Raw genomic sequence first — 25,916 nt, 5'->3', positions numbered from 1 at the left:
AGACATTTCCCAAAACCCGGGAGACGTCGCGGGAGGCCCGTCAGGCGATGCGGCCGAGCGAGGCCATCGCGGCCTTCACGAGCGCGCCGCGGCCGCCCTCCAACTCCTCGGAGACCGTCAGCGACGTCGCCTCCTCCGGCGTCATCCAGGTCAGCTCGAGAGCGTCCTGCCGGGGGTCGCATGTGCCGGTCACCGGAACGACGTAGGCCAGGGACACGGCGTGCTGGCGCTCGTCGGTGTACTGGGAGACGCCCGGCATGGGGAAGTACTCGGCGACCTGGAAGGGGACGGGGCTCGCAGGAAGCTGCGGGAACGCCATCGGCCCGAGGTCTTTCTCGAGGTGGCGGAAGAGCGCCTCCCTCAACGTCTCGCCGTACAGCACACGCCCGGACACCAGAGTGCGGGTGATCTGGCCGACGGCGTTCGCGCGCAACAGGATGCCCACCTCGGTCACCTGCCCGAGTCCGTCCACCCGCACGGGCACCGCTTCGACGTACAGGAGCGGAAGCCGACGGCGGATCTGCTCCAACTCGATGTCGGACAGCCACGCGGGACCCGGCTGGGGGCCGTCGCCGGGCAGCGGGTCGGGAGTCGGGTCCGGATCCGGGGTGCGAACGCTCATGCATGAATCCTACGGACGTCCACCGCTGGGGCCTACGAAGGGCGGAACGATCTGTGGATGAGCGCCACTCCGACGGGGGCTGTGGACGGTTCGGCATCCAGGGACAGAATGGAGGGTGCCGTTTCCCGCTCCCGACCTGCGTATCGACCGCGACGCCGTCCTCTGGTCCGCCTCAGAACGCGACCGCGTAGGCCGGCCCCTCCTCGTCCTCCTGCACGGCTACGCATCCGACGAGGCCGACCTCTTCGGCATCGCCGCCTACCTGCCGCTCGAGCCGGTGATCGCCTCGTTGCGGGCGCCCATCCCCGAGGGCCCGGGCTTCGCGTGGTTCTCGCGCTTCACCAACGTGCCGGGCGACCCTCTCGCGGGCAATGCCGACGCGGCGGCTCGGGCGGTCCTGGACTGGCTCGACGAGCAGCCGAACGTCCCCACCGGCCTGCTCGGCTTCTCCCAGGGCGGCGCGATGGCGCTGCAGCTCCTCCGGCTCGCCCCCGAGCGCTTCGACTACGCCGTGCAGCTGTCCGGCTTCGTCGTGAAGGGCGCGCAGCCCGGCGACGCCGAACTCGCGGACGCCCGCGTCCCGGTGTTCTGGGGCCGCGGCACGCTCGACGACACCATCCCCGTGGCGTCGCTCGACCGGACCAGCGAGTGGCTGCCCGACCACACCGCCCTCGACGCGCGGATCTACGAGGGGATGGGGCACGCGATCTCGCCGCTCGAACTGGGCGACATCTCGACGTTCATCCGCGGCAACCTGCCTCGCTGAGCGTTCTCCACAGGTCTGCACCCGGCCCCTGACAGTGTCGGTGGCCGGGTGCAGGATGGAGGGATGGGCGACGTCCTCGATCGGTTCTCCCCGGCGACCAGAGAATGGTTCCGTGGGGCGTTCGCCGCGCCCACGGCCGCGCAGGAAGGCGCCTGGGAGGCGATCTCTCACGGCAAGCACGCGCTCGTCATCGCCCCCACCGGCTCGGGCAAGACGCTGGCGTCGTTCCTCTGGGCGATCGACCGGCTCGCAAACGAACCGCGGCCGGCCGACGGCAAGCCCGGCACGCGCGTGCTGTACATCTCGCCGCTGAAGGCGCTCGGAGTCGACGTCGAGCGCAACCTCCGCGCCCCGCTGGTCGGCGTCACGCAGACGGCGAAGCGCCTCGGAGCCGAGCCGCCGCATGTGAGCGTTGGCGTCCGCTCCGGAGACACCCCCGCCTCCGACCGTCGCGCGCTGGTGTCGAACCCCCCGGACATCCTGATCACCACTCCCGAATCGCTGTTCCTCATGCTGACGTCGCAAGCGCGGGAGACGCTCACCTCCGTCGAGACGGTCATCGTCGACGAGGTGCACGCCGTCGCCTCCACGAAGCGCGGGGCGCATCTGGCGCTGTCGCTCGAACGCCTCGACCAATTGCTCGAGCGGCCGGCGCAGCGCATCGGCCTGTCGGCGACGGTGCGGCCACCGGAGGAGGTGGCCCGATTCCTGGCCGGAAGTGCGCCTGTGGAGGTGGTGGCGCCTCCCGCCGGGAAACGGTTCGACCTCCGCGTCGTCGTCCCGGTGGAAGACATGAGCGAGCTCGGCACCTCGACGTACGCGAGCGAGAACCCCGGCGACGGCTCCCCGCCGCAGGCCGGCTCGATCTGGCCGCACGTCGAAGAGGCCATCGTCGACCGGGTGCTGGAGAACCGCTCGACGATCGTGTTCGCGAACTCCCGGCGCCTCGCCGAGCGGCTGACCGCGCGACTGAACGAGATCTACGAGGAGCGGGTGCTCGGCGGAACCGCCGACGACGCACCTCGCCGCGCGCCCGCCGAACTCATGGGCGGCTCCGGGCAGACCCAGGGATCGCGGACCGTCGCCGACGCCGACGCCGACGCGCTGGTGCTCGCCCGCGCTCACCACGGCTCCGTGAGCAAGGAGCAGCGGGCCCTCATCGAGGACGACCTCAAGTCCGGGCGGCTGCGCTGCGTCGTCGCGACCTCCAGCCTCGAGCTCGGCATCGACATGGGGGCGGTCGACCTGGTCGTCCAGGTGGAGGCGCCGCCGTCCGTGGCGAGCGGACTGCAGCGGGTCGGCCGCGCCGGCCACCAGGTGGGCGAGATCTCCCGCGGCGTGGTGTTCCCGAAGCATCGCGCCGACCTCATCCACTCGACGGTCGCCACGGAGCGGATGACGGCCGGGCTGATCGAGTCCCTGAAGGTGCCCGCCAACCCACTCGACATCCTGGCGCAACAGACGGTCGCCGCGACGGCGCTCGAGCCGATAGACGCCGACGACTGGTACGACACGGTGCGGCGCAGCGCGCCCTTCGCGACGCTGCCGCGGAGCGCGTACGACGCCACGCTCGACCTCCTAGCCGGTCGCTATCCGTCTGACGAGTTCGCCGAACTGCGTCCTCGTGTGGTCTGGGACCGCGACACCGGGGTGATCACCGGTCGGCCCGGTGCGCAGCGGCTCGCCGTGACGAGCGGCGGCACCATCCCGGATCGCGGGATGTTCGGCGTGTACATGGTCGGCGAGAAGGCCAGCCGCGTCGGCGAACTCGACGAGGAGATGGTCTACGAGTCGCGGGTCGGTGACGTCTTCGCGCTCGGCTCGACCAGCTGGCGCATCCAGGAGATCACCCACGACCGCGTGCTCGTCACGCCGGCGTTCGGCGAGCCCGGGCGTCTGCCGTTCTGGAAGGGCGACGGGATCGGCCGGCCCGCCGAGCTCGGCCGGGCGGTCGGCGCCTTCGTGCGCGAGCTGAGCACCGCATCCCCCGCCGACGCCGAACTGCGCTGCGTCGAGGCCGGGCTGGATGCCTGGGCGACCTCGAACCTGCTCGCGTTCCTGCGGGAGCAGAAGGAGTCGACCGGCCACGTCCCGACCGACCGAACGCTGGTGGTCGAGCGCTTCCGCGACGAGCTCGGCGACTGGCGGGTCGTGCTGCATTCCCCCTTCGGCATGCCGGTTCACTCGCCGTGGGCGCTGGCGGTGCAGGCGCGGGTACGAGAGCGGTACGGGATCGACGCGGGCGCGATGGCGGCGGACGACGGCATCGTGGTGCGCATCCCCGACACCGAGGCGCAGCCCCCGGGCGGAGAGTTGTTCGTCTTCGAGCCGCAGGAACTCGACGAGCTCGTGACCGCCGAAGTGGGTGGTTCCGCGCTGTTCGCGTCGCGCTTCCGGGAGTCGGCCGCACGGGCGCTGCTGCTGCCGAAGTACAACCCGGGGAAGCGGTCGCCGCTCTGGCAGCAGCGGCAGAAGGCCGCCCAGCTGCTGGATGTCGCACGCAAGTATCCGAGCTTCCCGATCATCCTCGAGACCATCCGCGAGGTCCTGCAAGACGTCTACGATCTTCCCGCGCTGACCGAGGTGGCGAAGCAGATCGAGCAGCGCAGCATCCGGATCGTGGAGGCGGCGACCGAGACGGCGTCGCCGTTCGCGCGGTCGCTCCTGTTCGGATATGTCGCTGCGTTCATGTACGAAGGCGACAGTCCGCTCGCCGAGCGACGGGCCGCCGCACTGTCGCTCGACGCCGGCCTGCTGGCCGAGTTGCTGGGCCGGGCGGAGCTGCGCGAGCTGCTCGACCCGGTGGTGATCGAACGCGTTGAGCTGCAGCTGCAGCGGCTCGCTCCCGACCGGCGCGTGCGCGGAGTCGAAGGGGTCGCCGATCTGCTGCGCCTGCTCGGGCCGCTGACCGTGGACGAGGTGGCCGAGCGGCTGCAAGGGGATGTGGCGGTGGAGGCGGCCGCCCAGGCCGGGACGGACGACGCCACGAGCGACGAGGCGCTGCTCTCCGCGCCGCACGCCGACCGTGCGACGGCCGGGGCGCACCTCGCGACCCTGGTCGACACCCGGCGTGCGCTGGCCGTCACGATCGCCGGAGTGGAGCGCTTCGCGGCGATCGAGGACGCCAGCCGGCTCCGTGACGCGCTGGGCGTCCCGCTTCCGATCGGCGTGCCGATCGCCTTCGTCGAACCGGTGGACGACCCCCTCGGCGACCTGGTCAGCCGGTACGCGCGCACGCACGGTCCGTTCGAAACGGCCGACATCGCCTCGCGGCTGGGGCTCGGTCCCGCGATCATCCATGACGCTCTGCGCCGTCTGGCCCGGGACGGCCGGGTGGTCGAGGGGGAGTTCCGTCCGCATGCGCACGGCAGCGAGTGGAGCGACGCCGAGGTGCTGCGGCGCCTCCGGCGGATGTCGCTCGCCGCCCTGCGTCACGAAGTCGAGCCGGTCGACACGACCACCTTCGGGCGGTTCCTGCCCGAGTGGCAGCACGTCGGCTCCACTCTGCGCGGGGTGGATGCGGTCGCCTCCGTGATCGAGCAACTGGCCGGCGCGCGCATCCCGGCGTCGGCGTGGGAGTCGCTCATCCTTCCGAGCCGGGTCGCCGATTACAGTCCGGCGATGCTCGACGAGCTCACCGCGACCGGCGAGGTGATCTGGGCGGGCGACGGCAGCCTCCCCGGCGACGACGGGTGGATCAGCCTGCACCTGGCCGACTCGGCCCCGCTGACCCTGGCCCCGCCCTCCGATCACGAGCCCGACGAGCTGCAGCGCGGCATCCTGGAAGCACTCGCGCGCGGCGGCGGCTACTTCTTCCGGCAGCTCTCCGACACGCTGGGCAGCGAGCGCGGCTCGGCGATCGACGACTCCGAACTGGTCACCGCGCTGTGGGACCTGGTCTGGGCCGGGCGCGTCACCAACGACACCCTCGCGCCGCTGCGCACGCTGACGGCCGGTGGGTCCGGCGCGCACAAGCGTCCCCGCCAGCCGACCCGGGCGCGGATGTACCGGGGCCGGGCCGCGACGCGGTCGGCGATGGTCACGCGCATGGGTCCGCCGACGGTCGCCGGGCGCTGGTCGCTGCTGCCCGAGCGCGACCTCGAGTCCACCGTCCGCGCCCACGGCCAGGCGGAGACCCTGCTCGATCGGTACGGCGTCGTCACGCGCGGCTCGGTCATGAACGAGGGCACGCCCGGCGGGTTCGCCCTCGCGTACAAAGTGCTCAGCGGATTCGAGGAGACCGGACGCGCCCGTCGCGGCTACTTCATCGAGACGCTCGGCGGCGCGCAGTTCGCCAGTGGTGCGACCGTCGACCGGCTCCGCTCCTACTCGCGCGACCACACGCAGGAGCGGCCCTACGAGGCGGTCGCGCTCGCGGCGACCGATCCGGCCAACGCCTACGGCGCGGCGCTCCCCTGGCCGGCCATCCCCGGTGAGGCGGGCACGGGGCACCGCCCTGGACGCAAGGCGGGAGCGCTCGTCGTGCTGGTCGACGGCGAGCTGGCCATCTACGTCGAGCGCGGCGGCAAGAGCCTGCTGTGCTTCGTCGCCGGGGCGGGCGGCGGAGCCGAGGCGGGCGTCGACGGTAGGAACGCTGCCGCCGACAACAGCCAGCCCGGCGAGGAGGACTCCGCCCAGGTGCTTCGGGCGGCCGCACGCGCCCTCGCGGCCCTCGTCACCTCGCGCCGCGTGGACAAGGTCGCCGTCGAGACCGTCAACGGCGGCTTCGTGCTCGGCTCACCGCTCGGCGACGCGCTCTCGGAGGCGGGCTTCCTGGCGACACCACGCGGGCTGAGGTTGCGCGGATGACAGCCGCGATCGCACGGCCCGCGAGCCGGGAAAGCGCGAGCCGGGGAGCCGCCAGGCGGGGAGCCGCGAGCCGAGGAGGCGCGGGTGCCTGAAGGCGACACCGTCTACCAGGCGGCGCAGCGCCTCCACCGTGCGCTCGGCGGCCGCATCCTCACTGAGACCGACTTCCGTGTGCCCGCCTACGCGACGGTCGACCTCTCCGGCCAGCGGATGGACGAGGTGGTGAGTCGCGGCAAGCACCTGCTGATGCACGTCGGCGACCACACCATCCACAGCCACCTCAAGATGGAGGGCACCTGGGAGGTGTACGCGCCGGACGGCCGGTGGCGGCATCCCGGCTACCAGGCACGCGCGGTGCTCCGGACGGAGGACGCCCAGGCGGTCGGATTCCAGCTCGGCGTGCTCGAGGTGATCCCGCGCGACCGGGAAGACGACGTGGTCGGGTACCTCGGTCCCGATCTGCTGGGCCCGGACTGGGACGCCGACGAAGCGCTTCGCCGGCTCGCCGAGCACCCGGACGTCCCCATCGCCGTCACCCTGCTCGACCAGCGCAACCTGGCCGGCCTCGGCAACGTCTACGCGAACGAGCTGTGCTTCCTGCGCGGGATGCTGCCCACGCGCCCGACGCGGGAGGCGGACCTCCCGGCGGCCGTCGACCTCGGGCGTCGCCTCATCACGGCGAACCGCGACCGCAGCCTGCGGGTCACCACAGGCGACACCCGTCGCGGACGGAACACCTGGGTCTACGGAAGACGTGGACAGCCCTGCCGCCGCTGCGGCACGCCCATCCAGAGCGGCTCGCTCGGGCGCACCGAGCTGGAAGAGCGGGTGACGTACTTCTGCCCGGTCTGCCAGAAATAGCAGACCGGGCAGAAACGACGCTATGACGGTAGAGGGCGCCTTAGGCGGCGGCCTCCTCCTCGTCCTGGTCAGCGAGCTCGGCATCGGCGCGAACCGTCTGCAGGGCGGCGGACCACGACTCGACCTGGTCGAACAGCGGGGTGAGGGCCGCGGTCTGCTGGTCGGTCGGCTTCAGCTGCCAGTTCTCGAAGTCGTGTGCGAGGCTCAGGCCCACGTGGGCGCTGACCGTGGCGACCTGCAGCTGCGAGAGAACGAGGCGCAGGTGCTCGACGGCGCGTGCGCCACCGAAGACGCCGTAGCTCACGAAACCGGCGGCCTTGTTGTACCACTCGGCGCCGACGTAGTCGATCGCGTTCTTGAGCGCGCCAGAGGTGCTGTGGTTGTACTCCGGCGTCACGAACACGAAGCCGTCGAACTCGGCGATCTTCGCCGCCCACGCCTTGGTGTGCTCGCCCGCGTACTGGCCCATGGCGGCAGGCATGGCCTCGTCGAGGTGCGGGAGGTCCCAGTCCTTCAGGTCGACCAGCTCGTACTCCACGCCGTCGCGCTTCGTGGCGTTGTCGTAGACCCAGCGGGCGACAGCCTCGCCGTTGCGCCCGGGGCGCGTGCTACCGATGATGATGGCGATCTTCGTCATGTCAGCCTTTCCGATTTGATGACGTGTCACCCACCTGGAACCACGCCGGGGCGTGGATCATTCCCGCTAGGCTCGCCGCATGTCCGACGAGCGAGCTCACCGCAGCGACGACATCCATCTCCCGGTCGACGCCAGCGAGGAGGAGCGGCGCCAGGCCGGCGACCGGCTGCGGGAACGCATCTACGTCACCTTCACCGCCCTGGCGATCCTGATGGCGATGAACTCCCACGGCGAAGCGCTCGACTCCCCCACCGTGCTGTGGACGCTCGTCATCTCAGTCATCGGCGTGCTGCTGGCGGGCCTCGCCTCCGACCTCGTCTCGCACATGATCGTGCACAACACCCTCCCCTCCGCCGCAGAGTTCCGGCACATGCTCGCGGTGTCATCCCGCGCCCTCGGCGTACTGGTGGTGCCGCTGATCGCCGTCGGGCTGGCCGTGTTCGACGTCATCGAGGACCGCACCGGGCTGATCGTCGCGATCGCGGCTCTCATCGCCTCCCTCGCCGTGATCGCGCGCATCGCCGTCGCACGAACCGGGCTCTCGGGATGGCGGCAGCTCGCCGTCCTTCTCGTCCTCGTCGCGCTCGGCGTGCTCGTCGTCTTCCTCGAAGCACTCGTGCACTGAGCCTCCTCGTGCACCCCTCCCGGGCGTGTCAGGATGAAGTATGGCCACCGTGCGCACCCGTCCCGATCCACGGAAGCTCTCGGATGACGAGTTGGAGCTGTTCCGCGCCTTCCACCTGATGCGCCGTGGCTTCGATCGCACGCTGGATGCGCAGCTGCAGCACGACGAGGGCATCTCCATCTCCGAGCTCGAGGTGCTGATGGCGTTGGTCCGCTCGCCGGGCCGGCGGCTGCGGGTGCGCGATCTCGTCGACTCGACCGGCTGGGAGAAGAGCCGCGTGTCCCACCAGGTGACGCGGATGGCGGCGCGCGGTTTCGTGGACCGGCAGGAGTGCGCGGAGGACCGCCGGGCCAGCTGGGTCCACCTCACCGGCGAGGGCCGCCGAGTCGTGGTGCGCGCGCTCCCCGAGCACTCGGCCACGATCCGGCGCATCCTGTTCGACGCCCTCACACCGGACCAGCAGGAGGCGCTGCTCGGCATCGCCCAGACAATGAACGCGGCGATCGACGGCGAGGACTGCGCACCACCGGAGGACTGCGACGACTGAAGGTTCTCGCAGGGCCGGGGCGACCGCATCCGAGGTTCCGCTGGGAGACGGACACGGAAATCCTGGCGATTCGTCGGGAACACCGCGGGAAACCAGGCCCTTCCAAGGCGGCGCCGCCTAGCGTTTCCGTGTGCGACGCCCGAATATCCCCGCCCCAGAACCCGGTGCAGGCGGCAGCGATGAGCAGCTGCCCCCGACCGAGGTCTTCGGACGTGTGCCGTCCGCGGACCCGCGCCGCCCCGTGCGCGCCACCCGACCGGCCTCGGGAGTGCCGACCGGCGGAGGCGCAACGGGCAGAGGTTCAGCGGGCGGCGGCGCAGCGGGCAGCGGCGGCGCGCCGTTCGACCCGTTCGGCCTCGGCGGCGATGCCCCGGGGCTCGGCGGCGACGGCGCGGGCCGGCGCGGCGGCAACGGGAGCGGCGGAAACGGCGGCGGCAACGGAAACGGCGGAAACGACGGGGACACCACCGGCGGCCCCGGCACACCCGGTGGCCGCGGCACGGCCCCGCGCAAGCGCCGTCGCACCAAGCGCATCATCGCCTGGACGGCCGGCGCGCTGGCGGTGCTGCTCATCGTCCTCGGTGGGTACGCCGCGTACAGCTACTTCCGGTTCGTCGGCGGCGTCAAGCACGTCGACGTGATCTCCAAGCCCGCGAACGACGTCGACGGGCAGGACCAGAACATCCTGCTGGTCGGCGACGACCACCGACCGGACGGCGCGAGCCAGGCCGAACTCGACCAGCTGAGCACGACCGACGACGGCGGCGGTACGAACACCGACACGATGATGGTGCTGCACATCCCCGCCAACGGGAAATCGGCGACGCTCATCTCGCTGCCGCGTGACTCGTGGGTGGATGTGCCCGGCCACGGCATGAACAAGCTGAACGCGGCCTTCTCGCTGGGCGGCGGCGGGACGGATGCGGCGAGCGGCGCCAAGCTGCTCATCCAGACCGTGCAGAATCTCACCGGGCTGAGCATCGATCACTACGTCCGCGTGTCGCTGCTCGGCTTCTACACGATCGCGCAGGCGCTGGGCCCGGTGCAGGTGTGTCTCAACAACGCCGTGGACGACCCGTACTCCGGGGCGAACTTCCCGGCCGGCGTCTCGACGCTCGATGCCAAGCAGGCCCTGTCGTTCGTGCGCCAGCGGCACGGCCTTCCTCGCGGCGACCTCGACCGTGTCGTGCGCCAGCAGTACTTCCTGTCGGTCGAGGCGCACAAGTTCCTGTCCGCGGGAACGCTGCTGAACCCGAGCAAGCTGACGAACGTGCTGGATGCGGTGAGCGGCTCCCTGGAGACCGACCCCGGACTCAACTTCCTACAGCTCGGCGCGCAACTGCAGGGGCTCACCGGCGGCAAGATCCAGTCGGCGACCATCCCGATCTCGGGGACTCCGACGATCACGGTGGACGGCGACGACATCTCGATCGTCGAGGTCGACACGGCGGCGATGCCTGCGTTCATCCAGAGCCTGATGGGCACGCCGAGCGCGTACGACAACGCCACGGCCGCGAAGCCGGCCGACACTACAGTCACGGTGCTGAACGGTGGCAGCGCGAACGGCGCCGCGACCACGGCGACGCAGGCCCTCGCGGCTGCGGGCTTCAAGACGGGTCCCGCGGGCGATGCGGACACCCGCGCCACGACGGTGATCCAGTACAAGTCCGGCCAGGAGGCGCAGGCCAAGGCGGTCGCGGCCTTCCTCCCGGGTGCGTCGGTTCAGCAGACGGACTCGGTGAGCACCGTCACCGTCGTGCTCGGCGACGACGGCATCATGCCCACCGCTCCCGCCGCGCCCGGCGCGGCCCCTGCCGCTCCTGCGGCGCCGGCCCCGAGCGCGACCCCGTCCGGCCCGGCCAGCAACTACAGCTCCCAGGTCTGCATCAACTAGCCCCGCGCCAGGCCCCGTGGCGTCAGTCGAAGAGGCGGCGGAAGACGTTCGTGTCGGCGAGGTCGATGAGCTCGTCGCCGCGGCCGTTCATGATGGTGCGCAGCGCGTACAGCGTGAAGCCGGCGACCTGCTTGGCGGTGATCGCCGGCGGGATGCTCAGCTCCTGACGCGCGGTCACCACATCCACCAGCGCGGGGCCGTCGTGCGCGAACGCGGTCCGCAGGGCGCTCTCGAGCTCATCCGGCTTCTCCACCCGCTGTCCGTGCAACCCGGCGGCCTGAGCGATCTGCGCGAAGTCAGGATTCTCGAGGCCCGTGCCGAAGGTCACGAAACCGGCGGCCTTCATCTCGACCTCGACGAAGTTGAGCGACGAGTTGTTGAAGACCACGATCTTCACCGGCAGCTTGTTCTGCCGCAGCGTCAGGAGCTCGCCGAGCAGCATGGCGAGGCCGCCGTCTCCGGCGAGCGCGACCACCTGCCGTCCGGGGAACGCCGTCTGGGCGCCGATCGACTGGGGCAGCGCGTTGGCCATGCTGCCGTGGGTGAAGGATCCGATCAGTCGGCGCCGGCCGTTCATGCGCAGGTAACGGGCGGCCCAGACGACCGGTGATCCCACGTCCGGGATGAACACCGCGTCCTCGGCGGCGAGCTCGCTCACCAGCCGGGCGACGTACTGCGGGTGGATCGGCGTGCGGTTGCGGTCGTTGACCGCGAGGTCGTCGAGGCTCTTCCGCGCCTTCGAGTAGTGCGAGAGCGAGGCGTCGAGGTGCTTGCGGTCCTTGCGCTCCTTCAGCAGCGGCAGCAGCGCCTCCGCCGTGTCCTTGACGCTTCCGACCAGCCCGAGGTCGAGCGGGACGCGGCGCCCGAGATTCTCGCCGCGGATGTCGACCTGGACGATCTTCGCCTTCGACGGGAAGAACTGCTGGTACGGGAAGTCCGTCCCGAGCATGAGCAGCGCGTCGCACGACTCCATCGCCCGGTAGCCGGAGGAGAAGCCGAGGAGTCCGGTCATCCCGACGTCGTAGGGATTGTCGTACTCGATGAACTCCTTGCCGCGCATGGCGTGCACGATCGGTGCCTGCAGCGCTGCGGCGAGGGAGACGAGCTGCGTGTGCGCACCCTCCGCACCGGCGCCGGAGAGGATGGTGACGCGCTTGGCGTCGTTGAGGATGTCGGCCGCCGCCTGCAGCTCGGGATCGGTCGGCCGGGTGACCCGCGGCGAGAACGTGATGGGCGCCGACTTGCGGCGGCCGGCGCTGTCGGCGAGGAAGATCTCGCCGGGGACGACCACGACCGCCACCCCGCGGCGCTCGATCGCGGTCCGCATGGCGATCTCGAGGATGCGCGGCATCTGGTCGGCCTGGCTGACGAGCTCGGTGTAGACGCTGGCTTCGCGGAACAGCTCCTGCGGGTGCGTCTCCTGGAAGTAGCCGCTGCCGATCTCCGCGCCGGGGATCTGCGCCGCGATGGCGAGCACGGGCACGCGGCTGCGATTGGCGTCGTAGAGCCCGTTGATGAGGTGCGTGTTGCCCGGTCCGCAGCTTCCGGCGCACACCGCGAGCTCGCCGGTCAGCGCAGCCTCCGCCGAGGCCGCGAACGCCGCCGCCTCCTCGTGCCGGACGTGCTCCCACGTCACGCCGTCGTTGCGGCGGATCGCGTCGGTGAAGCCGTTGAGCGAGTCTCCGGGGATCCCGTAGACACGGGTGACCCCCGCATCCCGCAATATCTCGACGGTCGTGTCGGCGACGGTGGGCATGGCGGTCTCCCCTCGAAAAGGCGGTGCGTGCAGGGGCAACGCTACGCCGGGGACGTGAATCGTTCATCCACCGCATAGCAACTGTGGGTTAACGTGAGCGCATCATGGTCAAGCAGGTGCGAGCGCAGGTCACGCGCGAGATGATCGTTGCCGGTGCCGCCGCCGTGTTCGGCCGTCGTGGCTACGGTCTCGCCTCGATCGCGGACATCGCCACGGAGTCCGGCGTGACCAAGGGGGCGCTGTACTTCCACTTCCCGTCGAAAGACGAGCTCGCCCGCGCGGTGATCGCCGAGCAGCACCGCAGGACGATGACCGCGTCGGCCGCGGTGATCGAGGAGGGGCGCCCCGGGCTCGAGACGATGGTCCTGCTCAGCGTCGTGCTCGCGCGGCAGCTGCTGAACGACCCGGTGGTGCACGCGGGCATCCGGCTGACGACGGACGTCTCGTCGTTCGACCCGCCGGTGACCGAGCCCTATCAGGACTGGTTGCGGACGGCGGAGGCGCTGTTCCGGCAGGCGGCGGACGAGGGCGACCTGCGTCCCGAGATCGACCCGGGGATGCTCGCCGGTGTCATCGTGCCGGCCTACACCGGCGTGCAGCTCCTGTCGGAGACGGTGTCGCGACGCGCGGATCTGATGGATCGGGTCAGGGACCTGTGGACGGTGCTGCTGCCCGGGATCGTGCCCGCGTCGCGCTTCGAGCGGCTGCGAAGTCTGCCGCAGCTGGTCCGCTGACCCGACGACGCAGACCGCAGACAACCGAACCGACCCGGCCGCAGCGCCCCCAATCCGCTACGGCCGCGTCGGAGGTTTACCTGCATTCTACGCCATAACCGGACGATCGGTATGGACTCTCGGCCGACGCCCAGCGCGCTCCGGCGCGGGCGGCGCGGGCGACCCGGTGCCGTCCCATAGACTTGCCCGGCGGGGAGCGCCGGCGACGGCGTAAGCATCATGGGGAGGGGCCGCATGCCGTCACGGGGCACGAAGCAGAAGAAGCGCGCGACGATGCGGCTGGTCTATGTCGACTTCTGGTCCGCATTGAAGATGTCATTCCTCGTCAGCATCATCGTGGCCGCCATCACCGTCGTGATCGGCCTCGCCCTCTGGGCGGCACTGGAGCGCTTCGGCGTGGTCGCGACCGCCAGCAGCTTCCTCGAGGACATCGCGGGCGCCCAGGGTGCCGACCTGGTGGCGGGGCTCACCTTCCCGAACGTGATGACCTTCACGCTCGTGGTGGCGCTGCTCGAAGTCATCGTCGTCTCGGCGCTGGGAGCGATCTTCGCCGCCCTGTTCAATCTGGCCGTCCACGTCGTGGGCGGCTGGAAGGTCACGTTCGGGAGCGACTGAGCTCCAGGCCGCCGACGAGCAGCCCGACGCCGAAGGCGAAGGCCGCAGCCGGGTCGTCCTCGTCCAGGGGCGAGGTCTCGCCGTCGGCGAGCACCCCGAGCGAGTCGTACTGGAGCCGCTGCTGCTCGTGCGAGACGTGCCCGAGCACGAAGTGGAGCAGCGCGGTCGCCGCACGCCGTGATGTCTCGGCGTCGAACCCGCCGCGGGCGACGGCTCGGGCCAGGCGGTCGACGGGCTCCGGCGAGCCGAGCCCCAGCGCGAGGGTGCTGGAGACCACCTCGGCGCCGTCGCGGTAGGCGAGCAGCGCATCCCGGAGCGCCGCCGCCTCGGCCCGAACGGCATCCTGCCAGTCGTCGGTTTCCACGGGCGCGGCCGGGCGCGCGGCCGCGATGCGGTCGGACAGCTCCGCGAGCAGGGTCTGCTTGTTCGGGAAGTGCCAGTACAGCGCACTGGGCTGCACGTCGAGGGAGGCGGCGAGGCGGCGCATCGTGAGGTCGGGCAGTCCGAGGTCGTCGAGGATGCGGAGGGCCGCCTCCACCACGTCGTCGCGGGTGTGCCGTCGTCCGGTTTCGTTCGCTGCCACGTTCTCACTATAGTGAACACCGTTCAGGTGAACACCGTTCAGGTGAACACCGTTCAGGTAAGGATGCTCGAATGACCCTCCCCGCTCCCTCCGCCCCGCGCCGCCGTCTCGACGCCACCGACCTCGCCCGCGTCGCGGTCTTCGCGGCCATCGTCGCCGTGCTCGGGCTGCCGGGCGGCATCAGCGTCTTCGGCTCGGTGCCCATCACGGCGCAGACCCTCGGCGTGATGCTCGCCGGCGCGATCCTCGGACCCTGGCTCGGCGCTCTCTCGATGGCCGTGCTCCTCGCCCTCGTCGCCCTCGGGCTCCCGCTCCTCTCCGGCGGGACGGGCGGCCTGGGCGTCTTCGTCGGCCCGACCGCCGGCTACCTCTTCGGCTGGATCGCCGGCGCCTTCGTCATCGGGCTCATCGTCCACGCAGGCAACCGCAAGCCGGTGTGGTGGCGGACCCTGGTCGGGATGATCGTGGGCGGCATCCTCGTCGTCTATGCGTTCGGGGTGCCGGTGACGAGCCTGGTATTGCGGCTGCCGCTCGACGTGATCGCGAAGTCCAGTCTCGTGTTCGTCCCCGGCGACCTGGCCAAGGCCGTGATCGCGACAGTCATCGTGATGACCCTGGTCCGGGCGTACCCGCGCGCGTTCCGGCGGACGTGGGCGAGCCCGCGCGGGGCGAACGGTGCGGGCGCCGGCGCGCCCGCCGCCCCGGAGCCGGCAGAGCGCCGGGTGCCGTGACGCAGCGGGCCCTGCTGCTCGACGAGGTCGGCGTCCGCCTGGGCGACGTCGATGCGCTGCGCGGCGTCGACCTCGACCTGGATGCGCGGACCATCGCCGTCGTGGGAGAGAACGGGTCGGGCAAGTCGACGTTCGCGCGACTGGCGGCCGGCCTGGTGCCGCCGACCGCGGGCACCACGCGCATCCTGGGCCTCGACCCGGTGCGGCAGGCGGCCGAGCTGCGGCGCCGTGTCGCCGTCGTGTTCAGCAATCCCGACGCGCAGATCGTCATGCCGACCGTCGCCGAGGACGTCGCCTTCTCACTGCGTCCCGACCGGCTCGGCCGGGACGAGACGCGCCGGCGCGTTGACGAGACGCTCGACCGCTTCGGCCTCAGCGGACTTCGTGAGCGGTCGTCGCACGAGCTGTCCGGCGGTCAGAAGCAGCTGCTCGCGCTGGCGGGTGCGTTCGTGCGCCGTCCGGACCTCGTGATCGCCGACGAACCGACGACGTACCTGGACGCCCGCAACGCCCGGCTCGTGGCCGACCACCTGCTGGCGGACGAGGGTCATCGGCTGCTGTTGGTGACCCACGACCTCGGCCTGGCGGCGCGCTGCGAGGTCGCGGTCCTGTTCGCCGGCGGGCGCGTGGAGGCGGTCGGCGGGCCCGCCGAGGTGATCGCAGAGTACGAGGCGGCGCTCGCGTGCTGAGCCTCTACCGGCCGGGCAACGGCCTCCTGCACCGGATGCCTGCGGGGCCCAAGCTGCTCATCCTCCTGGTGCTCGTCCTCGGCGTCTCACTGCTGCCGTCGCGCTGGTGGGCGGCGGCCGTGGCCGCCGCGGTCGTCGTGGTCGTCTACGCCGCGGCCGGGTTGCGGGACGGGATGCTCGGGATGCGGGAGCTGGCACGCCAGACGGTGGCGCTGCGTTGGCTGATCGTCGTCACCCTCGCCCTGCAGCTGATCTTCCTGGGGCCGGAGCCGGCGGTCGCCAATACGACCCGTGTGACGGCAGCGGTCCTGCTCGCCGGGCTGCTGTCCCTGACGACCCGGGTGACCGACCTGCTGGATGCGGTGGAGCGCGGCCTCCGCCCGCTCGACCGCCTGCGTTTCGACTCGGAGCGGGCTGCGGTCCTGCTCACCGTGACCATCACGACGGTCCCGGTGCTCGCCCGCCTCGCCGGTGAGGTGCGCGAGGCGCAGCGGGCGCGGGGCGTGCGCCCCGGCGTACGCTTCTTCGCGGTGCCGTTCCTCATCCTGTCGCTCAAGCACGCCGACCAGCTCGGCGAGGCGCTGTCCGCGCGGGGCGTCCGGTGACGCGACCGCGGGTGCTCGGGCCGGTCGTCGACGACGAGACCCGCTGCATCCACTACCGGTCGCCGCTCGACGTCATCGCGATCCGGTTCGCGTGCTGCGGCGAGTACTACCCGTGCCATCTGTGCCATGCGGAGGCGGCAGGGCACCCGGCGCAGCAGTGGCCACGCCACGACCGCGACCGCGAGGCCGTGCTCTGCGGCGTCTGCGGGAGCGAGCTGACCATCGCCGAGTACCTCGCCACCGACGACTGTCCGCGCTGCGCCGCCCCGTTCAACCCGGGCTGCAGCCTCCACGCCCACCTCTACTTCGAGGCCTGACTCCCGGCCGATAGGCCCCCGGATCCCCCTCCTCCGTTCCGTTCACGGTGACGCAGGGAGGAGAGGGTGCGTCGGCCGGCGGCATGTCGTGCGGAACGGAGGAGTTTCGCCATGGGGTCGGGCGGACCCTCCTCCATTTCGTTCGCGGCGACGGATGCAGTCGAGGGCGGACGCACGGATGCCGGGCACGCCCTCGCGTGCCCGGCATCCGTGTTCAGAGGGTCAGAACCAGCCGAAGATGCGGTCCAGCAGGTCGATCAGCCAGTCGATGACCGGGATGCCGGTGTGCGGCTTGTCCGCCTTGACCTTCAGGGTGGTCCAGCCGATCACGCCGTTGGAGGCGTTCTGGACGGACAGCTTGTGCTGGCCGTTGTCCGCGTCCTTCGGAAGCGTCAGCTTCACCACACCGTTGGCGGGCACCTGCACCCAGCCGCCGCTGATGTTCTGCGGCTTCGAGTACAGCCAGACCGAGACCCACTCACCGGCGTGCTTGGCTCCGACGGTGACCAGGACGGCATCGCCGGGACGGTACGTGTCCTTGTCGACGGTCACCACGTCCTGGAGCGCCTTCGTGAGCGCCGACTCCTTGGCCGCCTTCGGGTCGGTGCCCGGCTTCGGGTTCGACGGCGCGTCCGCCACGGTGAGCGGGACGCGGACCGTGGTCCCCGAGTCGGGAGCGGTCAGCACGAGGGTGCTGCCGCCCGCTGCATTCGCCGGGACGGTGAAGGTGACGGCCGCGTTGCCCGCGGCATCCACCGGCACCGAGCCGATCGCGGCCGAGCCGTTCCAGGAGAGGTCCAGCTTCGCGTTAGCCGGGCTGCCGAGGGAGGTGAGGTTCAGCTTGGACACCTGGAGGGTGACCTGCTGTCCGCGCTGCAGGGTGCCGGCCGGCACGCCGCTGACCCCGACGCCGCGCTTCTCGAAGCTCGGCGACAACGGGCTGTTCTTCTGGAGGTAGCTGATCCACGCGTCCCGGTCGATCAGGCCCGAGTCCTTGGTGTTGCTCCCGGCCGCGAAGGCCCGGAAGTTGTCACCGCCCTGGAGGAGGAAGGAGAACGAGCCGATCCGGTACGACTTCGCCGGGTCGATGGGCACGCCGTTCACGAGGATGCTCGTGATGCGGTCGCCCTCCGGCCGGGTCGCGTCGTAGGTGTAGCTGACGTTCTTCGACAGTCCCAGGTTCAGGAACGGGCGGCTCGGCACGGTGCCGTCGGCGTTCCGCTGCCACTGCTGCTCGAGCGCCTGCTTGAACTGCGCCCCGGTGAGGGACGTGGTCCACAGGTTGTTCACGAACGGCAGCACCGCGTTGGCCTGGGCGTAGGTGACGCTTCCGTCGGTGCCGTACAGCAGCTCCGCGCGCAGGCCGCCCGGGTTGACGACGCCGATCTCGGCGCCGCCGAGCTCCTGCGACGACAGGCTCGACAGCAGCGAGTCCGCGACGAGGTTGCCGAGGGTGGACTCGCTCATCCGGTCATCCCGCGCACCGTTGAGGTAGGCGGTGGTGATGTCCTTCGTCACCGAGCCGACCTTCTGGTTGCCGATGACCGCCGCGTCCGCGAGCGCCTTGTCGACGATCGTCTTGACGGCGGCGACCCGCGGGTATGCAGCGACCAGCGCACTGTCGGCGTCGGTCGTCCGGGCGACGTTGCGGGCCGTGTACGCGGTGACCGTGTCGGTCTCCGGGTCCACCGTCAGCTTCACCTGGCCGATGTTCTCGCCGTAGCTGCCGGTCTGCAGGACGGGGCGCGTCTTGCCCGCGACACCGGGAACCGGGCCGTCCCACGCGTACTGCTTGTGCGTGTGACCGGTGAAGATGGCCGAGACCTTCGCGCTCGTCTTGGTGACGATGTCGGCGAAGGCGCCGCCCGCGGCGACCTCCTGCTCGAGGGTCGCACCCTCGGGAGTGCCGAAGCCGGCACCCTCGTGGTACTCCGCGATGAGCACGTCGGCCTCGCCATTGGCGGTGTCGCCGTCGGTGAGCTCACCGGCGACGCGGTTGACCGCCGCCACCGGGTCGCCGAAGTCGAGCGTCGAGACGCCGGCCGGCGAGACCAGGGTCGGGGTCTCCTGCGTGACCGCGCCGATGACGCCGACCTTCAGGCCGTCCACGTCGAAGAGCGCGTACTCCGGCAGCGCCGGGGTCGTGGTGCCCTTCTGGTAGACGTTCGCTCCGAGGTAGGAGAAGTCGGCCGCATCCTTCACTCGTCCGGTGAGATCGGCGTATCCCTTGTCGAACTCGTGGTTGCCGACCGCGCTCGTCTTGAGCTCGAGGGCGTCCAGCACGTCGATCGTTGGGATGTCGCCGGCCGTGGCCGAGGCGAACAAGGAGGCGCCGATGTTGTCGCCGCTGGAGAGGAACAGCGAGTTCGCCTCGCCGCCGTCGGCGCGCAGCTTCTCGATCGTGCCGGCGAACTTCACGGTGTTGGCGTCGATCCTGCCGTGGAAGTCGTTGATGTTCAGCAGGTTCAACGTCACCGGCTTTGCGGCGAGGCCGAGGCCCACGACGATCGGGTCGTGATCGCTCGACCGGTACTGGTCGGCCGCGTAGAGGTTCGTGACATTGTAGTTGTAGCGGCTGTACTCCAGCGCCACCGACTCGCCCGAGTTGATGTTCCAGACGTCGGCGCCGGTGATCGCGCTGTTCAGCGCCGGCGAGGCGAGCACGTGGTCGAGCGAGCCGACCGTGCCGCCGAAGGAGTAGGTCGCCTTCGACGTACGCGTGCTGACCTGGTCGACGTAGCCTGCGTCGGTGAGGACCTTGATCGGGTCCTCCTTGAGGTAGGCGTTGAAGTCGCCGATCAGCAGAACCTTGTCGGTCTTGAGCGCGGCCTTCCGCTCGTCGGCGAAGGCCACGAGCGCGTTCGCCTGCTTGACGCGCGAGGCGTTTGATGCGCCTTGCCCGTCGCCCTGGTCCGCGTCTGCGCCGGTGCCGGATCCCTTGGACTTGAAGTGGTTGACGATCGCGAGGAACGCCGACGAGTCCTTGGTGCCGACCTTCTTGAAGGCCTGCGCGAGCGGCTGGCGGGCGTTCGAGAACGCCGGGTCGTCGAGGATCTTCGCGTCGCCGACCGGGACGGCGTTCGCCTTCTTGTAGATGAACGCGGTGCGGATGACGTCCTCCGTCGCCGGGAGCGTCGAGGGCGACTTCACGTACGCCCACACCTCGGAGCCGGCGGCGGCATTGAGGGCGCCGACCAGCGTGGCGAGAGCGGAGTCGCGGTCCTCGCCGAAGCGGGCCGAGTTCTCGATCTCCTCGAGCGAGACCACGTCGGCGGTCAGGCCGTTGATCGCCGCGACGATCTTGTCCTGCTGGCGCTTGAGGTTCTCCGCGTTCGCGGCGCCGCGGGCGTCGCATCCCGTGTTGACCGTGATCGGGTTGCCGTCGCGGTCGGTGTAGAACGTGCAGCCGCTGAGCTGGTCGCCCGTCGTGGTGAAGTAGTTCAGCACGTTGAAGGTCGCCAGGCGCAGGTCGCCGCCGACGTTCTCGGGGGCGGCCGTCCGGGTGTTGGTGAACGTGACCGGCTGGACCGTCGCGGCGTTCGCGGGGGTGAGCTCGCTGGTGGGCTGGAACTTCCACGTGTTGTTGCGGTAGTCGAGCACGACCGGCTTGGTGAAGGCGACCGGCTCGCCGACCCGGACCGGGTTGCTCAGCGAGAGGTACGGGAGCGGCTTGGACTTGTTCGCCGCGCTCAGGAAGTTCGTCGAGGCGCCATCGTCCAGGGTGACCGCGCGAGCCGCGTTGTCCGCGAGGACCGCCGTGTACTCGGGCGTGCCGGGTCGCGCGCCCTCAGTCGGCTGCACGAGCGGCTTGTCGCCGGCCGCGAGCGCGATCTCGCCGTACTGGTTCGCCGAGTAGACATCCGTCACGGTGAAGGCGCCCTGCGGAGCCAGCAGCATCCCCTCGAGGCTTTCGCGCTGGGCCGCCGTGGCCGGGAGAGCGACCGTCGCGGGGACCGGAGCGGTGACGGTGGAGGCGTCGAGCTTCGTCACTCCCGTCGCCGTGACCTCGGTGAGGCCGGCGAACTCGCTGACCGCGCCGGTGACCTTCACGTAGTCGCCCACGGCGACCGTGCCCGCGAAGGACGATCCGTAGACGAAGACCGCGTCGGACGCCGTGTGCGTCGCGAGGTCGACCGCGCCGCCGGTGCCCGGGGTCTGGATGTAGAAGCCGTTGAAGCCGCCCGTCGCGTACTGCGCGGTGACGACTCCGGTCGTGGTGACCGTGGCCCCGGCCTTCGGGCTGGTGTCCCCCGTGCCCTGGATATCGGCGATCGGCGTAGTGGTGCCGTCACCCGGTGTGCCTGGGTCGCCCGTGCCGGGGTCGCCCGTGCCCGGGTCGCCGGGGGCGGACGCCGCGTTCTGCGGCGTGATCGTGGCGCTGAGCGTGAAGTCGGCGCTGTTGTCGTCGGCGTCCTTCGCGTTCGTGCGCACGAGCGACTTGACGTCGGTGTTGCCCGACGGCGCGGTGGCCTTCGCCGTCTCGAACGTGTTCGAGGTGCCGTAGCCGAGGAGGTCCGCGACGCTCGCGTTGCCGGTGACCGAGCCGGCCGGCAGGGTGAGTGCGGACGCGCTCTTGGCGAGGATCAGCGTGCCGGTCGTCCCGCTCGGGTTGAGCGCGTTGCTCGCCACGTCCGGCGTCGGCAGGGCCTGCCCGTTGGTACCGTTCGAGCCTCCGCCGACGAGGTAGTAGCCCTTCGCACCGATGGAGCCGGTCAGCGGGACGACACCCGTCGAGGCACCGGTCCCGGTCGCCGGTCGGTACTGGATGCTCCAGCCGGCCAGGCTGACCGCGCTGTCGCCCGGGTTGTAGAGCTCGACGAACTTGTTCGTGAAGGCCGCACCGGCGCTGCCGCCGGAGAGATAGGCCTCGTTGATGACGACACCGGTGCCGTCCGTGCTGGCGTATGCGGGGGTCGCGACGAGCGCACCGGCGGCGAGGCCGGCTCCCGCCACGGCGGCGGCGGCGACGCGCGCCAGCCTGCCGAAACTGATTGACATTGTTCTCCTCGGTCGGTGAGGTGCGGGATGAGTCCGCGCTCACGCTAGAGACGACATGGAACGGGACTGTTTCTCCTGTGTGAACGTACAGAAAACTCGTTCAGGGGTAGACCGCTCATTTGAGCACCGACGGGGGGTGTGCAGGGATGCGCCATGATGAGAGGCATGCGGATCGACGAGATCGCCCACTTCCGGGCCCTGGCCGCCGAGGGCCATCCCGCCCTCGCCGCCGAGACCCTCGGCGTCTCACAGTCGACCCTCACCCGCTCTCTCGCGCGGCTGGAGCAGGAGATGGGCGTCGAGCTGTTCGACCGCCGGCGCGGCCACCTCGAGCTGAACCAGTACGGCGAGATCCTGCTGGCCCACGCCGTCCGCGCCGAGTCGGAACTGGAGAACGCCCGCGCTCGCATCGAGGCGCTGCGCGACCCGTCGGGCGGGATCGTGTCCGTGGCGTACGTCTCGTCGTTCGGCGGCTGGCTCATCCCCCGCGTCATCAGCGAGTACCGCGGGCTCTTCCCCGACATCCGGTTCGTGCTCCGCGGCGGCACGGCGGACACGGTCCTGGATGCGCTCCGCGACGGTGCGGCCGACCTGGCGTTCCTGAGTCCCGACCCGCGCGACCCCGAGATCGAGTGGGAGCCCCTGACCGCGGAGAAGCTGGTCCTCGGAGTGCCGGAGGGGCATCCACTGGCCGGCCAGGATGCGGTGAGCGTTCCCGACCTGGAGCCGTACGACCTCGTCGCCCTGCGCACCGGCTCGGGCCTGCGTCACATCGCGGACGCCTACTTCTCAGCGCACGGCGTCGTCATGAACCCCGTCATCGAGGTCACCGAGCTCTCCACCCTGCGCGGCCTGGTGCGCGACGGCGTCGGGGTCGCTCTCATCCCCGACACCCCTGCCGAGCCGGGCATCGTCGCCGTACCGCTGCGCGACGAGGCGACGCGCATCATCGGGCTCGCCCGCAACCGCGCCCGTTCGCAGTCGGCCGCCGCCGCCCAGTTCGCACGCTTCGTCCGCGAGGAACTCGACTCGCTGGGGTGATCACCCGGTGGGCCACGCAGGACACGCCGCGTCACGAAAGACCCACAGCGGGCTTTCATGCGGTTGACTGTGGCCGCTCCACCTCACCGAACACGTGTCTGGGAAAGGACTCCTCGTGACGTCTCCGCAGTATCCGACCGCTCCCCCCGCCCAACCGGCCGGCGAGGCTCCCCTGTGGGCGCCGCTCTACGGCGCGTCGCTCGGGCAGGCCGTCCAGCGCTTCTTCAAGAAGTATGCGGACTTCACCGGCCGCGCCAGCCGCAGCGAATACTGGTGGTGGTACCTCGTCACCATCATCGTCGCCATCGTGCTCGAGGTCCTGGCGCTGACACTCGGCAACGCGGGCGCGACCGTGAACGCCGACGGCACCTCCACGCCCGGCCCGCTGTTCTGGCTGCCGGTGCTGCTGATCATCGTCTGGGGTCTCGCGACCATCGTCCCGCACCTGGCGCTCACCTGGCGCCGCCTCCACGACGTCAACCTGGCCGGGCCGTTCTTCTTCCTCGGCCTGATCCCGTTCGTCGGCGGCATCATCGTGCTGGTGCTGGTCCTGCTGCCCTCGAAGCCCGAGGGCGCGCGCTTCGACCGCCCCCGCGCCTAGCGCGCGAACGGCCGGCGCCTCAGCAGGAGTCGGCCCACAGCCGGCGCGGCCGCTCGGGGTCGGTGTCGTCCAGCAGGACGGACGCCACCTCGCGCGGCGCGCCGAGCGGATCCTTCTGCCCCGTGGTCACGAACGACCAGTCGGGACTCCGCTCCGGGTCGTGCTCGACCCACAGCGAGAAGTTCCAGAAGCCGCGGAAGTCCGGCCCGAGCAGGCCCGCACCGTCCACCACCAGGGCGGCGTCGCGGGAGCGGAAGGGCGCGACGACCTCCTCGCGGAACGCATCCGGCGTCGTCCCCGTCTCGACCGAAGCCCGCTCGGCCTCCTGGCCTGCGTCGCGCAGCGCCGTGGCGAACGACTCGGCCACGCGTGCCGGATCGGCGTCGGGCACGCCCGTCACGGCGACGAACCGCGGCCCGCGCACGTAGTGCTGCAGGAACTCGGCGGCCAGCCCCGCGTAGAACTCGCGCGTCTCCGCGTCCACTCCGGTGTCGGTCATGGTGCACCCCTTCTGATCCACTCGGGAGAACGCTACGCGCACCGCCGCGATTCCGTCATCCTCTCCTGAAGGTTCCCTGCGACCCCCTCCACCTTCGGCGTCTCGCGATATATCGTGTGAGGACCGACTGTCGCCGGGTGGGAGGAGCAGTTCATGAACGACACGTCCGAGGACGACCTGCGGCCACCGGAGGCCGTGCCCGAGTTGCCGGAGGACCAAGCGGTGAGCATGGTCGCCGTCTCCGCCGAGCGGGAACAGGAGCTCGCGAACCGGGCGCGGGACTTCATCCGCGAACTCGCCGCCGCCGAGCCCGGCACCGATGCGTTCACCCGCAAGATCACCGGATTCTCGCACCTCGGAGACGCCGAGATGCGCGCATCGAGCGACGCATCCCGCCAGCTGCTCAGCCGCCCCGCCTCCTCGCTCGCCGCGGCGCGCGGCAAGGTGGTGCGCAGCGACCCGCAGTACGGCGTGATCCGCACCCTGCAGGACCTCCGTGCGACGGTCAGCGACTTCGATCCGCAGCACCTGACCGGCCGCAACCGGATGCTCGCGCGGGTCCCCGGCGGCCGCCGGCTGCGGCAATACGTGCAGCGCTTCGAGTCGGCCCAGAAGCAGCTCGACGGCATCGTCTCGGCCCTCGACCACGGCGAGGAATGGCTCGCCCGCGACAACGTCGAGATCGAGAAGGAGCGGGCCTCGCTCTGGAAGACCACCGAGCGGCTGAACGAGTACGTCGTGCTCACCGCCGCCCTCGATCGCGCCACCGTCGACGCCGCCGCCGACATCCGGATGACCGATCCCGAGCGCGCGACACTGCTCGAGAAGGAGGCGCTGTACCCGATCCGTCAGCGCCGCCAGGACCTCACCGCGCAGATCGCCGTGAGCGTGCAGGCGTACCTGGCGCTCGACGTGATCAAGAAGAACAACGTCGAGCTGATCAAGGGAGTGGAGCGCGCCAAGACCACCACCGTCTCCGCTCTGCGCACAGCGGTCGTGGTCGCGCAGGCGCTCGAGAACCAGCGACTCGTGATCGACCAGCTCGCCGCGCTGCACGACAGCACGAACGCGCTCATCGGCCGGACCGGCGAGGTGCTGCGGACGCAGACCGAGCAGGTGCAGAAGGAGCAGACGTCGACCGCGGTCGACGTGGAGGTGCTGCAGCGCGCGTTCGACAACGTGTTCGCCACCATGGACAGCATCGACGCCTACCGCACCGGTGCGATCGCCAACATGGCGAAGACCGTGGACGCCCTCGACCACCAGGTCGCCCGCTCGCGCGACTACCTCAAGCGCTCGCGCCCGACTGAGCCCCGCTCCTAGGCTGATGTCATGACCCAGGACCGCCTCAAACGGATGCCCTTCGCCTCGATCCACCCGCTCTACGTGGCGAAGGTCGAGCGCAAGGGCAGGAGCCGCGACGATGTGGACACCGTGATCCGCTGGCTCACGGGCTACGACGAGGCGGGGCTCGCAGCGACGATCGCCGACGGCGTCGACCTGGAGGGATTCTTCGCCGCCGCCCCCCGGATGAACCCGAACGCATCGCTCATCACCGGCGTGATCTGCGGGATCCGGGTGGAGGAGATCGACGACCCGCTGATGCAGCGGATCCGGTACATGGACAAGCTCGTCGACGAGGTCGCGCGGGGTAAGAAGATGTCGTCCATCCTGCGCGGCGACGAGGTTCCGAGCCCCGCGCGGGGCTGACGCCCGGCGGCCATAGCCACACGGGCACCGGAGCACTACCCTCGGCAGGAGACGGTCCCAGGGGCCGCCGTGCATCGCAGGTGGGAGGACATCATGGACGACCTTCGCGGTTCGGCAGCAGAGCGCCTCGCGCAGCTCGACGCCATCACGGCGAGCGAGGAGGTGTCGAACGAGTGGCTGGCGCGGCACCTGCGATCGACACTGCAGGAACTGGCCGAGGCCGAGCCCGAGCTCGACGCGGAACGCGACCGGCGCGAGGACTACTGAAGCGTCCGG

At 70.8% G+C, this 25,916-nt stretch carries 23 protein-coding genes; 17 read left to right on the top strand and 6 right to left on the bottom strand.

Features of this window, described 5'->3' with window-relative positions:
• Positions 1-40: 40 nt before the first annotated feature.
• Positions 41-622 carry an NUDIX hydrolase family protein gene (locus QRN40_RS11060; protein ID WP_285115683.1) on the bottom strand — a complete coding sequence of 194 codons (582 nt, stop codon included), beginning with the start codon at positions 620-622 and terminating at the stop codon, positions 41-43.
• A 115-nt stretch (positions 623-737) separates the two neighbouring features.
• On the opposite strand from QRN40_RS11060, the gene QRN40_RS11055 reads away from it, so the two are divergent.
• The 3 genes from QRN40_RS11055 (at position 738) to QRN40_RS11045 (ending at position 7,058) form a co-directional block, all read left to right on the top strand.
• A complete protein-coding gene (locus QRN40_RS11055; protein ID WP_285115682.1) occupies positions 738-1,388 on the top strand; it encodes an alpha/beta hydrolase in 651 nt (216 codons plus the stop codon).
• Positions 1,389-1,451: 63 nt separating this feature from the next.
• A complete protein-coding gene (locus QRN40_RS11050; protein ID WP_285115681.1) occupies positions 1,452-6,197 on the top strand; it encodes an ATP-dependent helicase in 4,746 nt (1,581 codons plus the stop codon).
• 84 nt (positions 6,198-6,281) lie between these two features.
• Entirely contained in the window at positions 6,282-7,058 is a 777-nt protein-coding gene (locus QRN40_RS11045; protein ID WP_285115680.1) for a DNA-formamidopyrimidine glycosylase family protein, read from the top strand.
• A gap of 40 nt (positions 7,059-7,098) precedes the next feature.
• Here the strand turns inward: QRN40_RS11045 and QRN40_RS11040 are convergent, their stop codons facing one another.
• Positions 7,099-7,695 (bottom strand): NADPH-dependent FMN reductase, encoded by a 597-nt coding sequence (locus QRN40_RS11040; RefSeq protein WP_285115679.1) that lies wholly within the window; start codon positions 7,693-7,695, stop codon positions 7,099-7,101.
• 79 nt (positions 7,696-7,774) lie between these two features.
• On the opposite strand from QRN40_RS11040, the gene QRN40_RS11035 reads away from it, so the two are divergent.
• The 3 genes from QRN40_RS11035 to QRN40_RS11025 all read left to right on the top strand — a co-directional run bounded on the left by QRN40_RS11035 (position 7,775) and on the right by QRN40_RS11025 (position 10,761).
• Positions 7,775-8,320, top strand: coding sequence for a hypothetical protein (locus QRN40_RS11035; protein ID WP_285115678.1), 546 nt, complete (start codon positions 7,775-7,777; stop codon positions 8,318-8,320).
• 40 nt (positions 8,321-8,360) lie between these two features.
• The gene (locus tag QRN40_RS11030; protein ID WP_285115677.1) at positions 8,361-8,867 is read left to right on the top strand and encodes a MarR family winged helix-turn-helix transcriptional regulator; all 507 of its coding nucleotides are present in this window, start codon (positions 8,361-8,363) and stop codon (positions 8,865-8,867) included.
• Between the two features lie 130 nt (positions 8,868-8,997).
• Entirely contained in the window at positions 8,998-10,761 is a 1,764-nt protein-coding gene (locus QRN40_RS11025; protein ID WP_285115676.1) for an LCP family protein, read from the top strand.
• A 22-nt stretch (positions 10,762-10,783) separates the two neighbouring features.
• Here QRN40_RS11025 and poxB read toward each other — a convergent pair whose 3' ends face one another.
• Entirely contained in the window at positions 10,784-12,517 is a 1,734-nt protein-coding gene (gene poxB / locus QRN40_RS11020) for a ubiquinone-dependent pyruvate dehydrogenase (protein WP_285115675.1), read from the bottom strand.
• A gap of 104 nt (positions 12,518-12,621) precedes the next feature.
• Between poxB and QRN40_RS11015 the strand changes: the two genes are divergently transcribed.
• On the top strand, positions 12,622-13,251 hold the full coding sequence (locus tag QRN40_RS11015; protein ID WP_285115674.1) for a ScbR family autoregulator-binding transcription factor: 630 nt from the start codon (positions 12,622-12,624) through the stop codon (positions 13,249-13,251).
• A gap of 234 nt (positions 13,252-13,485) precedes the next feature.
• Positions 13,486-13,866 carry a DUF3566 domain-containing protein gene (locus QRN40_RS11010; RefSeq protein WP_285115673.1) on the top strand — a complete coding sequence of 127 codons (381 nt, stop codon included), beginning with the start codon at positions 13,486-13,488 and terminating at the stop codon, positions 13,864-13,866.
• Here QRN40_RS11010 and QRN40_RS11005 read toward each other — a convergent pair.
• A complete protein-coding gene (locus QRN40_RS11005) occupies positions 13,847-14,404 on the bottom strand; it encodes a TetR/AcrR family transcriptional regulator C-terminal domain-containing protein (RefSeq protein WP_285117481.1) in 558 nt (185 codons plus the stop codon). The two genes, QRN40_RS11010 and QRN40_RS11005, sit on opposite strands and share 20 nt — an antisense overlap.
• A gap of 116 nt (positions 14,405-14,520) precedes the next feature.
• On the opposite strand from QRN40_RS11005, the gene QRN40_RS11000 reads away from it, so the two are divergent.
• From QRN40_RS11000 to QRN40_RS10985, 4 genes are read left to right on the top strand one after another with little or no spacing between them, the layout of a single operon-like run.
• Complete coding sequence (locus QRN40_RS11000; protein ID WP_285115672.1) at positions 14,521-15,180, top strand: biotin transporter BioY; 660 nt, start codon at positions 14,521-14,523, stop codon at positions 15,178-15,180.
• Positions 15,177-15,869: an energy-coupling factor ABC transporter ATP-binding protein gene (locus QRN40_RS10995; RefSeq protein ID WP_285115671.1), complete on the top strand. Its 693-nt coding sequence runs from the start codon at positions 15,177-15,179 to the stop codon at positions 15,867-15,869. Before QRN40_RS11000 ends, QRN40_RS10995 begins: the two co-directional genes overlap by 4 nt.
• Complete coding sequence (locus QRN40_RS10990) at positions 15,863-16,474, top strand: energy-coupling factor transporter transmembrane component T (RefSeq protein ID WP_285115670.1); 612 nt, start codon at positions 15,863-15,865, stop codon at positions 16,472-16,474. The genes QRN40_RS10995 and QRN40_RS10990 overlap by 7 nt, the downstream gene beginning before the upstream one ends.
• Positions 16,471-16,791, top strand: a complete 321-nt coding sequence (locus tag QRN40_RS10985) for a CHY zinc finger protein (protein ID WP_285115669.1) — start codon at positions 16,471-16,473, stop codon at positions 16,789-16,791. Before QRN40_RS10990 ends, QRN40_RS10985 begins: the two co-directional genes overlap by 4 nt.
• Positions 16,792-17,013: 222 nt before the next feature.
• Here QRN40_RS10985 and QRN40_RS10980 read toward each other — a convergent pair whose 3' ends face one another.
• A complete protein-coding gene (locus QRN40_RS10980) occupies positions 17,014-21,789 on the bottom strand; it encodes an ExeM/NucH family extracellular endonuclease (RefSeq protein WP_285115667.1) in 4,776 nt (1,591 codons plus the stop codon).
• 165 nt (positions 21,790-21,954) lie between these two features.
• Between QRN40_RS10980 and QRN40_RS10975 the strand changes: the two genes are divergently transcribed.
• Both QRN40_RS10975 and QRN40_RS10970 read left to right on the top strand, forming a co-directional pair.
• On the top strand, positions 21,955-22,830 hold the full coding sequence (locus QRN40_RS10975) for a LysR family transcriptional regulator (protein WP_285115666.1): 876 nt from the start codon (positions 21,955-21,957) through the stop codon (positions 22,828-22,830).
• A 115-nt stretch (positions 22,831-22,945) separates the two neighbouring features.
• Positions 22,946-23,431 carry a DUF805 domain-containing protein gene (locus QRN40_RS10970; protein ID WP_285115665.1) on the top strand — a complete coding sequence of 162 codons (486 nt, stop codon included), beginning with the start codon at positions 22,946-22,948 and terminating at the stop codon, positions 23,429-23,431.
• Between the two features lie 19 nt (positions 23,432-23,450).
• On the opposite strand, the gene QRN40_RS10965 is transcribed toward QRN40_RS10970, so the two are convergent.
• Positions 23,451-23,930 (bottom strand): nucleoside/nucleotide kinase family protein, encoded by a 480-nt coding sequence (locus QRN40_RS10965; protein WP_285115664.1) that lies wholly within the window; start codon positions 23,928-23,930, stop codon positions 23,451-23,453.
• A 153-nt stretch (positions 23,931-24,083) separates the two neighbouring features.
• Here QRN40_RS10965 and QRN40_RS10960 point away from each other — a divergent pair, with 153 nt between their 5' ends.
• The 3 genes from QRN40_RS10960 (at position 24,084) to QRN40_RS10950 (ending at position 25,907) form a co-directional block, all read left to right on the top strand.
• The gene (locus QRN40_RS10960; RefSeq protein WP_285115663.1) at positions 24,084-25,253 is read left to right on the top strand and encodes a toxic anion resistance protein; all 1,170 of its coding nucleotides are present in this window, start codon (positions 24,084-24,086) and stop codon (positions 25,251-25,253) included.
• A gap of 9 nt (positions 25,254-25,262) precedes the next feature.
• A complete protein-coding gene (locus tag QRN40_RS10955; RefSeq protein WP_285115662.1) occupies positions 25,263-25,640 on the top strand; it encodes a DUF2200 domain-containing protein in 378 nt (125 codons plus the stop codon).
• A gap of 93 nt (positions 25,641-25,733) precedes the next feature.
• Complete coding sequence (locus QRN40_RS10950; RefSeq protein WP_285115661.1) at positions 25,734-25,907, top strand: hypothetical protein; 174 nt, start codon at positions 25,734-25,736, stop codon at positions 25,905-25,907.
• Positions 25,908-25,916 lie beyond the last annotated feature (9 nt).

The organism is Leifsonia sp. fls2-241-R2A-40a (genome assembly GCF_030209575.1).
Lineage (GTDB): Bacteria > Actinomycetota > Actinomycetes > Actinomycetales > Microbacteriaceae > Leifsonia.
Note: the sequence above shows the minus strand (reverse complement) of the source record. Positions and strands in the feature narration are given on the sequence as shown.

Coding starts and splice junctions, on each gene's coding strand:
- QRN40_RS11060 (WP_285115683.1), bottom strand. CDS start 622: ATGAGCGTTCGCACCCCGGATCCGGACCCGACTCCCGACCCGCTGCCC.
- QRN40_RS11050 (WP_285115681.1), top strand. CDS start 1,452: ATGGGCGACGTCCTCGATCGGTTCTCCCCGGCGACCAGAGAATGGTTC.
- QRN40_RS11040 (WP_285115679.1), bottom strand. CDS start 7,695: ATGACGAAGATCGCCATCATCATCGGTAGCACGCGCCCCGGGCGCAAC.
- QRN40_RS11035 (WP_285115678.1), top strand. CDS start 7,775: ATGTCCGACGAGCGAGCTCACCGCAGCGACGACATCCATCTCCCGGTC.
- QRN40_RS11030 (WP_285115677.1), top strand. CDS start 8,361: ATGGCCACCGTGCGCACCCGTCCCGATCCACGGAAGCTCTCGGATGAC.
- poxB (WP_285115675.1), bottom strand. CDS start 12,517: ATGCCCACCGTCGCCGACACGACCGTCGAGATATTGCGGGATGCGGGG.
- QRN40_RS11015 (WP_285115674.1), top strand. CDS start 12,622: ATGGTCAAGCAGGTGCGAGCGCAGGTCACGCGCGAGATGATCGTTGCC.
- QRN40_RS11010 (WP_285115673.1), top strand. CDS start 13,486: ATGCCGTCACGGGGCACGAAGCAGAAGAAGCGCGCGACGATGCGGCTG.
- QRN40_RS11000 (WP_285115672.1), top strand. CDS start 14,521: ATGACCCTCCCCGCTCCCTCCGCCCCGCGCCGCCGTCTCGACGCCACC.
- QRN40_RS10980 (WP_285115667.1), bottom strand. CDS start 21,789: ATGTCAATCAGTTTCGGCAGGCTGGCGCGCGTCGCCGCCGCCGCCGTG.
- QRN40_RS10975 (WP_285115666.1), top strand. CDS start 21,955: ATGCGGATCGACGAGATCGCCCACTTCCGGGCCCTGGCCGCCGAGGGC.
- QRN40_RS10965 (WP_285115664.1), bottom strand. CDS start 23,930: ATGACCGACACCGGAGTGGACGCGGAGACGCGCGAGTTCTACGCGGGG.
- QRN40_RS10960 (WP_285115663.1), top strand. CDS start 24,084: ATGAACGACACGTCCGAGGACGACCTGCGGCCACCGGAGGCCGTGCCC.
- QRN40_RS10955 (WP_285115662.1), top strand. CDS start 25,263: ATGACCCAGGACCGCCTCAAACGGATGCCCTTCGCCTCGATCCACCCG.
- QRN40_RS10950 (WP_285115661.1), top strand. CDS start 25,734: ATGGACGACCTTCGCGGTTCGGCAGCAGAGCGCCTCGCGCAGCTCGAC.